8 protein-coding genes are annotated in these 13,139 nt (G+C 50.0%); 3 read left to right on the top strand and 5 right to left on the bottom strand.

Annotated features, from left to right (window positions below):
- Positions 1–148 precede the first annotated feature (148 nt).
- The 3 genes from EJL91_RS08980 to EJL91_RS08970 form a co-directional block, all read right to left on the bottom strand.
- A complete protein-coding gene (locus EJL91_RS08980; protein WP_164516786.1) occupies positions 149–1,165 on the bottom strand; it encodes a sugar ABC transporter substrate-binding protein in 1,017 nt (338 codons plus the stop codon).
- Between the two features lie 414 nt (positions 1,166–1,579).
- Positions 1,580–3,052 (bottom strand): MFS transporter, encoded by a 1,473-nt coding sequence (locus EJL91_RS08975; RefSeq protein WP_125141595.1) that lies wholly within the window; start codon positions 3,050–3,052, stop codon positions 1,580–1,582.
- 15 nt (positions 3,053–3,067) lie between these two features.
- Positions 3,068–4,561, bottom strand: coding sequence for an amidohydrolase (locus EJL91_RS08970; protein ID WP_125141594.1), 1,494 nt, complete (start codon positions 4,559–4,561; stop codon positions 3,068–3,070).
- 226 nt (positions 4,562–4,787) lie between these two features.
- Here EJL91_RS08970 and EJL91_RS08965 point away from each other — a divergent pair, with 226 nt between their 5' ends.
- Positions 4,788–5,702 (top strand): LysR family transcriptional regulator, encoded by a 915-nt coding sequence (locus EJL91_RS08965; RefSeq protein WP_125141593.1) that lies wholly within the window; start codon positions 4,788–4,790, stop codon positions 5,700–5,702.
- A 137-nt stretch (positions 5,703–5,839) separates the two neighbouring features.
- Here the strand turns inward: EJL91_RS08965 and EJL91_RS08960 are convergent, their stop codons facing one another.
- Together EJL91_RS08960 and EJL91_RS08955 are read right to left on the bottom strand one after the other, a co-directional pair.
- Entirely contained in the window at positions 5,840–7,798 is a 1,959-nt protein-coding gene (locus tag EJL91_RS08960) for an oxidoreductase (RefSeq protein ID WP_125141592.1), read from the bottom strand.
- Positions 7,799–7,966: 168 nt separating this feature from the next.
- A complete protein-coding gene (locus tag EJL91_RS08955) occupies positions 7,967–9,346 on the bottom strand; it encodes a helix-turn-helix domain-containing protein (RefSeq protein WP_125141591.1) in 1,380 nt (459 codons plus the stop codon).
- Between the two features lie 330 nt (positions 9,347–9,676).
- Between EJL91_RS08955 and EJL91_RS08950 the strand changes: the two genes are divergently transcribed.
- On the top strand, positions 9,677–11,626 hold the full coding sequence (locus tag EJL91_RS08950; protein WP_125141590.1) for an oxidoreductase: 1,950 nt from the start codon (positions 9,677–9,679) through the stop codon (positions 11,624–11,626).
- Between the two features lie 71 nt (positions 11,627–11,697).
- A complete protein-coding gene (locus tag EJL91_RS08945; RefSeq protein ID WP_125141589.1) occupies positions 11,698–13,104 on the top strand; it encodes a sodium:solute symporter family protein in 1,407 nt (468 codons plus the stop codon).
- Positions 13,105–13,139 lie beyond the last annotated feature (35 nt).

Raw genomic sequence — 13,139 nt, 5'->3', positions numbered from 1 at the left:
CCTGATAAACGCAAAGTCCATGCGAAGTTACTGTTCACTCTGCGACTGCTGCTTTTAAGAAAAGGTGCTGTAAAATTCTTCAGCCTGTTGCTTCCCTGAGAATTTTGCAGCACCTCCTCCACTATCCCGTACTTACTTCATTCCTTTATTATTTAAGGTTTTCTGCGGTAACACATTCTGTACCGGAGTCGATGTATTTGTCAACGCTTGCCGCATCGGTTGTTCCGTCTAATACGCCAACCAGGGTATCTACGGCAATCTTGCCCATATGATCCGGGAACTGTGCCATTGTACCAAGTACAAGGCCTTCTTCGATCAGCGCTTTTCCATCGTCAGAACCGTCAAAGCTCATAATCTGGATGCCTTCACGTTTTGCATCATCCATTGCCTGAAGGATACCGTCCAGCATAACGTCGGATGCTGTGAATAAACCGTCTACTTCCGGGTTTGCCTGAAGCATGTTCTCCGTAACCTGTTTTGCCACGTCGTTGCTCCAGTCGCCTGGCTGCTCGCCTACAATTTCGATTCCGTCGCCAAGGCCGTCTTTGAATCCGTTTACACGGGCATCGCCTACGGAGTTTCCGTTAGCGCCTCTGACAATAATAACTTTTCCCTTGTTTCCAAGTTTCTCCGTCAGCTTCTCTGCGCCGAGTTTAGCTGCTGCGTAGTTGTCCGTACCTACATATGTAATATATAAATCTTCATTGCCTTCAGCAATTGTGCTGTCTACAAGGACAACCGGAATACCTGCGTCTTTTGCCTTCTGGAGAGCCGGCACGACTGCGTTGGCATCCATTGGGTTAACGATAATGGCATCAACTTTTTTAGCAATTAAATCCTCAATCTGTGTTACCTGTGCGGATACTGCAGTTTCGTCACCGGCCGTAACCAGTGTGAACTTGTGGCCTGCCGCCTCAACATTCGACTTAATCGCATCTGCAATTCCGCTCTGGAATGCATCGTTGGTAACTGTCTTTAAACTGAAAGCAATCTCATACTGTTTTCCTGCTTCTTTACTCTCTGCCGCCTCTGTCTCGCCGCCGGCTTCTGCCGGAGCCTCTGTCTTTGGCGCCTCTGTCGGTGCCGGTGCCTCTGTCTTAGATGAACACCCTGTCGTAGCCAGTACCATACTTGATACTAATAATGCCGCAACTAATTTCTTCATTCGTTTTCCTCCCATACATTTGTTTTTTTGGTGTTCTGCTACACCTTACATTAACGTTCACATTAACGTTAATGTAATTTTATATTATATGCATTGCACAGATTTGTCAAGATATATTTTTGATTTTTAGCAAATTTTATAGATTTTATTATATCTGTTCACAGAGTAATGTCACGGGAGTTGCTTTCGAGCGTATTTTTCGCGAAAGTCCCAAGACATACTGTATGAAATACCATGCCCCGCTTTATCGGGTTCGGCGCTTTTTCCGTTTCTGTGCATTGCAGAGCGTGTTATACTGGACTCGGAGTGAACAGAAACAGTTTTAATTGCCGAAAGTGTAAACGCCGCACCAGTTTTATCCGGTGCGGCGTCCTCCTGTGTACAGGCAGAATCCCATTTCTGTTATTTTGGCAATTACTTATTATTTTTTTGTTTTGCTTCTGCTCTCCGTTCTTTAAGTTCGGCACGCATCTGGACTGCGAATTCCGGTGTAATAGGATACTGTCTGATGACAAGTATGGTTGCTGCAACAAGAACAATCGGATAAGCAATTTTTAAATTGATAATCACATCAATTAGCTCCTGGCTCACCTCCGATTGAGCGCTGTAGCCGACGGCGGCTAAAACACAGCCAACAATCAACGTAGAAAAGCTGGAACAGAACTTTTTCATGAAGGTGATGGCCGCATTGATAAAGCCCGCCTGAGCCGTACCAAATTTGTATTCCGTAAAATCGGTGCAGTCGGGAATCATAGCAAGCACAGCTACATTTGCAATTACAAATCCCAGACCATTCAGGAATGACATGAACACCACCTCAAAATCCGTGGCAAATTCCCGGCGGATAAACAGCAGAATGGACTGAAGGGAAATAATTGCCATGCCAAAGAGAAAGGTTTTTGATTTTCCGAACCTTTTTAAGATTGCAGGCATAACCGGGATAACAATCAGCCCAATGATCAGTGTGACAATTGAAAAAATTGCTTTCAAACCAAGGTTATTCACCACACAGCGCAGGTAATACAGCGATATTGCAGCATTGGTGGTATTAACCAGGTTTACAATGCCCAAAAGAAGAGCTGCACAGATTACGGCGCGATTTTTAGTAATAATATGTATCTGCCCCTTTAAGTGAACCTTCTCCGGAGTTTCCAATGAATTATAATAGTCCACGCGTTTAGCGCCGTTCGCTGCCAGGAGACCGGCAATGACCATGACAGCACAGACAATTCCGACACTGATGTGCCACCCTGTCTTTGGATTCGCCGCATGGCCCACAATCGGAATTACAAATATTCCTACTGCTGCACCGGCAATCGAGCCACCGTACTGACGGCAGGTTAACATCAGGTTGCGTTCCTTCGGGTCATGGGTCATGGCGCTGTTCAAGGCCTGCCACGGAACGGTAAACTGTGTATAAAACACGGAATACAAAAGCAAAGCCGTTATGTAATAAATCCACTGGCCTGTTTTCGGAATATTCGGTACGGTAAACAATGCCACCATAATTACGGCCCACATCAGTATTCCCATCATCATGTGGGGCCTGTATTTTCCCCAGCGTTTGGTATTGGTGCGATCGGCGATCCCGCCGATGATAGGATCGTTGATCGCGTCCCAAATAATCAGCAGAGTGTTTAATAGACCAACAGCGCCAACATGCAGACCGGCTACATCGCTCATAAAGTTCATGGCATAGCTGATCTTAAATTGGGACGGCATCGTGCTGGCTACGCCTCCCAGGCCGTAAGAAAACAGTTCTCCTTTTGTCATTTTACGCTCGAAGCTGTCCTCTGACAATGCTGCGGTATTATGAGCCGCTGCAACTGCTTCTGGCTTCTGCACGGCGGCTTTAAAAATTTTTCCCTCTGCAATACTTTCTCCCATGGTAACTCCCCTCTCTTATGACGCACCACTGCCGGAAATGGCCACTGGTTCCCTGTCCTGCTTATCTGCCTGTTTCCCAGTCTTCTTATCCGCCTGTTCACACAGTTCCTTTAATGGAAGGTAGCTGCGATCTCCTAAACGGTTTTTCTGTTCTGTTTTAGCCTTCCTTAGAAGCTCCGGATTTTCAAAAAGGTCAATGGCCGCGGCTGCCAGGACCTTTCCGGCATAGAGCATACCCTTATGTGCAATCGAGCTTTTACCCTGTGCCACTTGCTGCCATGAATGGGCAGCCGTATCCAGCGCCACTGTGGCGGCTACGATTTGTGATACCGGACAGATGTAGCTTACGTCGCCTACATCGGAAGAACCGGACAGCGCCCGATCGCTCGGCGTATATGGAAAAAGGAATTCACTGACATCCTCGCCGTCGTGGGGCACTCCAAGCGCGCCGCCCTTTTCCCCAAGTACGCCTTTTAACCGTTCCGACAGTTTTACGTATCTTGGATTAACGGCCCTCATCGCCCTCGCATAGGCTTTTTCTTCCTCTGTATAGGTCGGAAGAGGAATCTGTTCCATGTTATCATACAAACAGCGGGCCAACGTATGGTTGGGAACAATTTCAGCATAACCTTTTTCAATGTAATAGCTGACGGTAGTTCCCGTCATCAGCGCCGCTCCCTCTGCGATATCGCATACCCGCTGATAGAGTTCTTTTACCTGTTCACTCTTTGGAGCACGGATCAGATAGAGAGCTTCCGTTTCCGCCTGTACTACATTAGGAGAAACGCTTCCCGTATTCAGGACGGAATAGTGGATGCGCGCTTCCGGGATGATATGCTCCCGCAGGAATTGTACCCCTGTATTCATAAGCGTAAGGCCATCCAGGGCGCTCCGGCCCAGGTGAGGACAGGCGGCGGCATGAGCTGCTATGCCCTTAAAATAATAGTGAACCTGAACATTGGCCAGCGAGCTTCCCGTCCAGACATTGTTAATATCGTTGGGATGCCAGGTAAGTGCACAGTCCAGTTCCTCAAATATCCCTTGACGGGCCATGACGGTCTTTCCGCCTCCCCCTTCTTCTCCGGGACATCCAAAGTAGATAACTGTGCCCGGATTTTTGCTCTCCTCCAGATATTTTTTAATGGCTGCTGCCGCTGCAAGAGATCCGGCCCCCAGATTATTGTGCCCGCAACCATGTCCATTTCCAGAGGGAACCAGCGGGCTGGGTTCTGTACAGTCCGCTTTCTGGCTCAGATTCGACAGAGCATCAAATTCTCCCAGAATCCCAATCACCGGATGGCCGCTCCCATATCTGCCGCAAAAGGCAGTTTCAAGACCGGCGAGATGATCAGACAGTTCAAATCCCAATTCCTCTAATGCCGTTTTAAGGATTTGCGCCGATACGTATTCTTCGAATCTGAGTTCCGGATGCTCCCAGATCTCATCGCTAATGCGGCAAAACATGTCTGCCTGCCGGTCTACTTCCTGCACTGCTTTCCATTTGTCCATTTGTAACCTCCCATTTTCACATTTACATTTCAGGATAATCATTGTGATTAAAAAATCTACAAATTCTCCGTTTTCCTGATATAATGAATTACAGGTCTGCCCGCAAGATTATAAAGCTGTGTAATCTTTTGGAACTGACCATAGGCTCATTATACTATGGCTTTTTTTTACTGAAAAATATATGTTTTGTATGCAGGTATACAGATTTTGATATGGGGGGTCACAGATGAAGATTCAGCAAATCCGATATGTACTGGAAATCTACAGAACCGGTTCAATTTCCCAGGCGGCTAAAAATTTATTTTTGTCCCAGCCCAATCTATCACGGGCTGTAAAATCGTTGGAGGATGAACTGGGATATAAGATGTTCACACGCGCTTCCAGCGGCGTTACCTTCACAGAAAAGGGCGTTACCTTTCTGGAACATGCCCGCTCCATTATTTACCAACTGGAGCAGATCCAGGATATTTCCAGTGAAGAACATCTCAATCGTTTCTCTGTCATCAATTGCAGCTATGCTCCGGTTGACTATGCGTTCAGCCAGCTCTGCCTGGAACTCCAGGCGGCGCATCATTACTGTCTCACCCTGTCACAGCTCAGGGGAGAGCTTGCGACAGATCAATTGGCCAGGGGCGAATGTGATATAGCATTTATAGTGGGAATGGACACCTTCACGCCTTCTTATCGGGAATATCTCGCTGCCCGCGGCCTGCTGTACACTCCCCTGCACACCCTGCAGTGCAACATCAATTTATCCAAAGACCATCCACTGCTTTTGAAGAATGAGCCATTTGATTTTGAAAAACTTTACCGTTATCCTCTGGTGGATTACGGAAACAGCCAAAAAAGCAACACTCCGTTCCAGCATAAGCAGATCTTCTCTTTTGTCAATCCCCAGAGAGTAATTATGGTCGATTCAGCCCAGATACGCAGCTTTCTGGTACTGAATACACAAGCTTACAGCATCGGTGTCAAGCTGCCGCCAAGGCGTGTTGCACAGCTTGACTGGGTCAGCATCCCGATTCCGGGCGCAACCATGGAATTGGGATATCTGATATCATCAGAGTCCAAATTAAACCCGATTCTGCCGCGATTTCTTGAACTATTAGAAGCAGAACTCAGCTATTTGAATGAAGAATGATTAAGTAAAACATAAGCTGAATATGTGCTTCCTCACCGGTCGGCAAAAGGGCCGGACTTTGCAGTTAAACAAAGTCCGGCCCTTTTATCATCTGTAGCCGCTTATATGCGGTACATACGGGTTATTCCAGAAAATTTTTATATCGTCATTCCGGCGCAGTAACCGGTTCTCATGGCCTCCAGAATCTTGGAAGCTTTGCGGCAGTCGCCCACAACAATCACTTCGTCGGCCAGATCATGCCAGCTGTCGAAACGCTCGGAAGTGCCGCGCATACCGGCGGCAACCAGAACGGTGTCGGCCTCTAACAGCTGTTCCGTTCCTTCGGCATCCACGATTTTCACACCGTTCTCCTCCACGGAAAGTACCCTGGCGGAGCAGTAGGAGTGAACGGATTCATTCAGCTTGGTAAGCAGATGGCGCCAGTGGATGTAAGGAGCGTCTTTTGCCAGGCCATCCTTCATCTCCACGATGGTGACGTCATGCCCTTCCCATGCAAGGCCAAGGCCCTCTTCGCATCCTGCCAGGCCGCCGCCGATTACCACGACCTTTTTCCCTACGGAAAGATGTTTCCTGTACAGGTCGGTGATATGGTGGACAATCGGGCGGTCCAGTCCCGGAATAGGCGGCGTGATGGGTTCTGAACCACAGGCTGCAATAATTACATCCGGCTTCTCGGCGCGGATCAGTTCCTCAGTCACTTCCGTATCAAGGCGGATTTCCAGATTAGGAGTGCGCTGGACTCTTACCACCATGGATTTCAGGAAATCCACAATATCATGTTTAAATGAAATCTGTTTTGCGTAGTCCAGATTGGCCGCCAGGTGATCGCTCTTCTCACAGAGAATCACCGTATGGCCGCGGCGTGCCGCCGTCATCGCCGCTTCCATGCCTCCCGGTCCTCCGCCTGCTACCAGTACTTTTTTCAGACGTTCCGGCTTTTCCTCTTTGCGGGTGTTCTCATACTCGCGTCCCCACGCAGGATTAACACTGCAGCGGAGTACACCGGAGGAGAACGGAACATGAGGGATGAATCCGGCGCTGATACATGTCTCGCAGCGGATACATTTGCTGATCTCATCGGCTCTGCCCGTACGCGCTTTTACAACCCAGTCAGGATCGGCGATAAACTGACGTCCCACTACTACAAAGTCGGCTTTTCCATCGGCGAGGGCATCCTCCATAAATTCAGGATCGTTGATTCCGCCCACTACGGACACAAGCGAATTTTTCACTACGGCTTTAATTTTTGACGCATTTTCTACGTTGCAGCCTCTTGGATAGAACACGGTCGGGAACATGCGGGATGCGGATCCCGTATCGTGGAAAGTGGCTGCGGAAACATGGATAATATCTACCTTTCCGTCCAGCATTTTGGCAAATTCCACGGTCTCGTCAATGGTAATGCCTCCCTCGGTCTCTTCAACGCCGCTTAAGCGGAATTCGATGATCAGGTTCGGACATTTCTGCCGGATTCGGTCTACGATCATCAGTGGAAAACGGGCTTTATTCTCGATGGAACCGCCGTATTTATCGGTACGGTGGTTATTTAAGTCGGACAGGAACTGGCTGATGAGCCAGCCGTGGCCTCCATGGATATTTACCATATCACAGCCTGCAAACTCGGCCATATAGGCAGCCTGCGCATAGGCGTCGGCAATCTCATTCATCATGTCTTCATCCATCTCGATGACCTTATCGCCATAGAGGTTTTCCTCCATGGGGCTCGGCCCGATGACATAACCGCCCTCGGCCAGGAACGCTCCTTTTGCGCGGCAGCCGGAATGGGTCAGCTCAATCGATGCAAGCGCTCCCCACTTATGTACGGTGTCCACGGTCTGAATCAGGGACGGAAGAAGATTCTCGTCATCCAGATGCGGCATGGCGGGATGGGCATGATCCGTCAGGCTGTGAACGCCTGCCTCACCCAGAGTGACGATACCTGCGCCCCCTTTGGCGATGGAATTGTACATCTCATAGGCCTCGCGGGTATAGAACGGAACTTCGCCGCTGGCGGACATGGGAGCCGATTCAACACGGTTTTTAATGTAAACATTGCGCACACGGATGGGCGCAAAAAGATGCGGATAATTGGACATAATGGCCTCCTCTTCTCTTCAGGGTATCAGTCTGAAGCATCATAATCCAGGAGCGGACCTAATCCGCTCCGTCAAATTTTCTGTACTTAAAAATTCGCTTTTTTCTCTGTGCCAATATGTACATACTAACAACTTACCGCATCAAATGTTATTCAATTTTCAAACATTTTATTTAAAATAATCAACTTTTTCATTGGGACAGACCGTTTCGTTCATTTCTGTCCGCCCGGTTTCTGTTCCATCTTCCTTTCGCCCATTCCTTTTTGTCTCATCCTTCTCCGTTCCCTCCTTTTCATCCTGCAAGGCCGTACCAGCCCGGAATGCGCCGGGGGACATGCCGCAGGATCTCTTAAAGCAGGTGCAAAAATAGCTGTAGCTGTTCAACCCCACCCGGTAGGCAATCTGCTCAATAGGAATACATGTATCTGCCAGCAGTTCTTTACTTCGCTGGATCCTGCACTCCGTCAGATACTGGACGAATGTCACACCGAACTCTTTCCTGAAAATCCTGGCAAAATGCCCCTCGCTGAATCCCATCATATCCGCCAGATACCCCAGCCTGATATTCTCCATATAGTGGGTATCGATATATTCGGAGACCGGAATTTTGAACGAATATTCCTCGTCGGAGCCGTGTTCCTCCAGCGCCTGGGTCACCTCGTCGTAAAACTCCAGGAAACAGCTCCTCGTATCCGCCACAAAGCTGCACGAGAGGATGCGTGACATAGCTGTATCACTTCTGCGCTGCATCCAGTTCTCCGGGATGCCGCACCGCACACAGTAGTCTCCGATGCGCTGCACCAGGCGGAGCATTTCCACCTTTGCCTTCTGCGGCCGCGTCATTCCCTCCAGAAGGGCGCGCACCATCTCCTGAAGCACGCCTTCCAGTTGTTCCCGGTTGCGCCGTGCAAAAGCAGCCAGCAGTTCGGGATAATACCGGTTTAAGTCAATCTCCTCCGGCTCCTTCATCTCCAGCTCCATGTTTTCCAGCAGCATTGTGACTTCTTTTCCGGAAAAATAGCTTTTATTCAGAGCCAAATCCATCCTGGGATACATCTGGGAATACTGGCCAAGACGGCGGCACTGCTGACTGATGCAGACCGAAATGGTGTAGGCGCTTCTGGTTCTGATCTCTTTCTTTAATGCCTCCGCCACGCGGGACAGTTGAGCATAAATCTCCGCTCCCTCCCACTCCGGGCAGCATAAAAAACAGATCAGCTTGTCAAGGCCTACCAGATTGGCCATAAATCCCTTCAGGCCCATGTTATCCATGCTTTCCCGAAGCATATTGATAAGGGCGGTCTTTTGAAAAAATTCCTGGGTGATATGCATCTTGCTGCTGAAATTATAGTAGTCATCCACCTGGATCAAAAGAAAACGGTTGGGAAGCGTGTCCAGGCCTACGGTAGCCAGGGCATCCCCCACCTTGTCCGGGCGGATATTGTTGTAGATCAGGCTGTAAGACAGCTCGCAGGCCAGTACGTGATACAGCGTGATATAACCTTTCCAATAGTCCAGCGACATGGGAATCATTTTTGTTTTATCCACAACATCTACCTACCTTTCCCGGTAAAACCGGCTTCTGGGTTACAGTTATTTTTAATCAATCTATTTGTTTAAATTTTATCAAATTTTGGATGTTAACACAAGCCCATAGAGGAGCTTATCGGATAGTTGAGATGGGAGGATAGCATTGTAAGGCGGCGTTCTCATTCTTCGCTCTAATGTCAAAATTATTAAATTATTCGTCAGAATTGTTGAATTACTTTTTCACTTTACCCGATTATAATATCAATAAGCTTTTTTCTGTGCCGCAATCAAATTATTCCAATATACCCTCAGCCAATGAAACGAGGGTCACGTGAAAGGAGAACTGCTATGAGTCCGTATCCACAGCTGTTCCAGCCTCTGCGGCTTGGCCGCACCGTATTAAAAAACCGAATTGAAGCGGCTCCTGTATCGGTGTCTAATCTGACGCCACAGGCCCACTTCACCCCGGACAATATTGCCATATTTGAACGCAAGGCCAAAGGCGGAGCCGCCATCATCAACATGGGTGAGGCCCGCATCGATCTGAAAACCGGTATCTCCCATCTGCTGTGCCTGGCTCTGGACGATCCGGAGGTTATGCCATCCCTGATCCTGGCTACCGATGCCATCAAACGCCATAATGCAATTCCTGCCATCGAGATCCTTCATCCCGGCGGCCGTGCCAATCCGGAATATTATGACGGTCCCATCTGGGCTCCCAGTGATGCCCCCGGACACCTTGGCAAGGATTACACCGCCTTGGACGAGGAGACCATAAACTACATAGTAAAACGCTTTGCCGATGCTGCGGAAATCGCATATCTGGGCGGTGTGGAGATGGTTATGGTTCATGGCGGCCACGGGTGGCTGCTTCATGAGTTCCTTTCCCCGCTGAATAACCACCGCACCGATAAATTCGGCGGCAGCCTGGAAAACCGGGCCAGAATTTCCCTCATGGTAGTGGATGCAATCCGCAGCCGCTGCCCAGACCTGTTGATCGAGTTTCGACTCAGCGGCAGCGAACTGGTGGAGGGCGGACTGACTATAGAGGATCAGGTCGAATTCGCCAGGATGCTGGACGGCAAAGTGGATTTACTTCATGTCACGGCCGGAACCTTTCACTACCCCGAAACCAACCAGCACATGGTTCCCAGCATGTTCCACCCATTCGGCGTCAATGTGGAATTTGCTGCAGCTATCAAAAAAGCGGTAAAGACTCCGGTGGCCGTGGTAGGCGGACTGGATGACCCGAAACTGATGGAACAGGTGCTTGCCGAGGGTAAGGCGGATGTCATCGCCGTGGGGCGTTCCATTATTGCCGACGCACAGATGCCGTGTAAACTGATAAACGGGCGCGATTATGACGTTACCCCGTGTATCCGCTGCAACAACTGCATCAGCGAATCCTTTGTTCCCTACGTAAAATACTCTTCCCGCCTGGTCCGCTGCTCGGTCAATCCGGTAGCCGGACGGGAGTACACCGAAAAAGACGTCCGCCCTGCCGTTTCCCCAAAAAAGGTTCTGGTCATCGGCGGCGGTCCCGCAGGCATGGAAGCAGCCATCACTCTGGCAGACCGTGGACACCAGGTTATCCTGGCTGAAAAATCGGACTGTCTCGGCGGCGCCATCCGTTTTGCCAGACATGTGTCTTTCAAAAACAAGCTGGATCAGTTTATGCAGGTACTGATCCGAAGAGTTGGAGAACGTGGAATTACCGTCAGGCTGAACACAGCCATGACCCCGGAACTGGCCCGGCAGATAAAACCCGACGCAATTGTCTGTGCCATCGGAGCTTCCCCCATCGTTCCTCCGATTCCCGGTGTAGAGCTGGAACACGTAGTTTCCGCAGTGGGCATGCATGAGCACATGGAAGAAATCGGCCAAAATGTTGTGATTTTGGGCGGAGGCCTGGTCGGTTGTGAGGAGAGCATCGTCCTCGGCGGTCTTGGAAAGAATGTGACTGTTCTTGAGATGAAACCCGAGCTGTGCCGCGATGCCCCCTATCTGCACCACGAGGCAGTGCTCCTGGAAATGGAGCGGCTGGGCGTGGTCACCCAAACCGGCACACGCTGCACGGAAATCCTTCCTGACGGCGTCCTGGCGGAGCAAAGCGGCAGAGAAATTAAAATTACCGCTGATACCATTATCATCGCAGCCGGTCTGGCTCCATGTCTGGAGGAGGCGGAATCCTTCCGTTCCTGCGCTTCGGAATTCTGGAAGATCGGCGACTGCAAACAGGCCCGGAATGTCCGGCTTGCCGTTCATGAGGGTTATGATGCAGGTTCCTACATCGAATAAAAAATACATATATCCTAATAATCTGGAGACCGTGTTCGATGGTGCAACACGGCAGAAAGGAATGTAATATTATGAATGCAATGATTCCTACAATTGTAATTGTTCTGATCATTTATTTCGCGGCAATGGTCGTTATCGGATGGATGGGCCGCAGTAAGGCAAGTAACTTTGAGGGCTATTTGAGCATGGGCCGTTCCGCAGGCGTGCTGCTTCTGATGGGCGGAGCTATCGGCGGACAGATCGGCAACGGCTTCGTAGTCGGCGGCGCTGCCGAGGGCGCTGTCAGCGGTCTGGCCGGCGCTGCCTACGGTATCGCCTGTGCACTCTCCACAGTCGTAGTCGCCCTTTTCCTGAACAACTTTATCTACAACAACGGCTATATGTCTATGACAGACTATACACGTAAACGCTATCAGAACGAAATTCCGGGTACTATCTATGACTTAAGTACCGCCATTTCCTCCATTGGCTTAATCGCCGGACAGATTATGGCCGGTAAGGCCCTGTTCGAAGCACTCGGTCTTCCCGGCAATGTGGGGGCTATCGCTATCGCAGTAGTCGTTCTGCTGTACTCTCAGCTCTCAGGACTTTGGGGCGCTTTTGCCACCTCCGTTATCCAGACCGGCGTTATCCTGGTTGGTCTCGTTTCCACCACGCTTGTCCTGTTCAGCAAGGGCGCTGTCGGTGAAATGAGCGCGGCTGTCCAGGCCGGCACTCTGGCAAGCTCATCACTGGATTTCAGCGGTCTGTCCGCAGCCGGCTTTGCAGGCATGATGCTGCCTCTGCTCTTAGGTATTGTTACCGATCAGCCGACCTATCAGCGTATTAACTCCGCAAAGAGTGCAAAGATTTCCCGTGTTGCCTGTTATTTCTCCTGCCTCGTTATGATTCCGCTGGCTTTGATGCCCGCCTTCATCGGTTCCTACGGCTCCTTCAAATACGGCGCCACCGGAAACAGCGCTTTCTTCGATGTTATCCTGATGGAACTTCCCGCTGTCGTATGCGCACTGATTATTGCCGCCGTTCTGGCCGCCTGCATGTCGACTATCGACTGCGGCCTGATCACGATGTCCACCGTATTAACACGCGATATCTGGCAGGGTACGCTTAAGAAAAACCCAACAGAGGCTCAGTTAAAGAAAATCACACTGGGAGTCAACATCGGCTTCATGGTTACCTCAACTGCCCTGGCTCTGTCCGCCAGCAGCATTTTAGGTCTGCTTAACTCCGTATATTCCTTCCTGGCAGCCGCCTGCTTTGTTCCGTTCGTCGGCGGTGTGGCCTGGAAACGCGGCACGGCTATGGGCGCCGTGGCAGCCTCCGTCGTGGGCGTTGCCACTGTACTTATAAGCTGGACGGGTATCGTCTTCCCGCTTGGCAATATCATCCCAAGCGGTGTCTTCCCTGTTATTCCTTCCGCCATTGCTTATATTATTGTAAGTCTTTGCACTAAGAATACAGAGGTAAAGGCTGCATAAGAAACGTTATTACACCGACATCCCTGTGATGACGG

Source organism: Clostridium transplantifaecale (genome assembly GCF_900626075.1).
GTDB lineage: Bacteria > Bacillota > Clostridia > Lachnospirales > Lachnospiraceae > Otoolea > Otoolea transplantifaecalis.
Note: the sequence above shows the minus strand (reverse complement) of the source record. Positions and strands in the feature narration are given on the sequence as shown.

Bases quoted from the DNA above. Each gene is read 5' to 3' on its own strand.
- EJL91_RS08980 (WP_164516786.1), bottom strand. From the start codon at position 1,165: ATGAAGAAATTAGTTGCGGCATTATTAGTATCAAGTATGGTACTGGCT.
- EJL91_RS08975 (WP_125141595.1), bottom strand. From the start codon at position 3,052: ATGGGAGAAAGTATTGCAGAGGGAAAAATTTTTAAAGCCGCCGTGCAG.
- EJL91_RS08960 (WP_125141592.1), bottom strand. From the start codon at position 7,798: ATGTCCAATTATCCGCATCTTTTTGCGCCCATCCGTGTGCGCAATGTT.
- EJL91_RS08950 (WP_125141590.1), top strand. From the start codon at position 9,677: ATGAGTCCGTATCCACAGCTGTTCCAGCCTCTGCGGCTTGGCCGCACC.
- EJL91_RS08970 (WP_125141594.1), bottom strand. From the start codon at position 4,561: ATGGACAAATGGAAAGCAGTGCAGGAAGTAGACCGGCAGGCAGACATG.
- EJL91_RS08945 (WP_125141589.1), top strand. From the start codon at position 11,698: ATGAATGCAATGATTCCTACAATTGTAATTGTTCTGATCATTTATTTC.
- EJL91_RS08965 (WP_125141593.1), top strand. From the start codon at position 4,788: ATGAAGATTCAGCAAATCCGATATGTACTGGAAATCTACAGAACCGGT.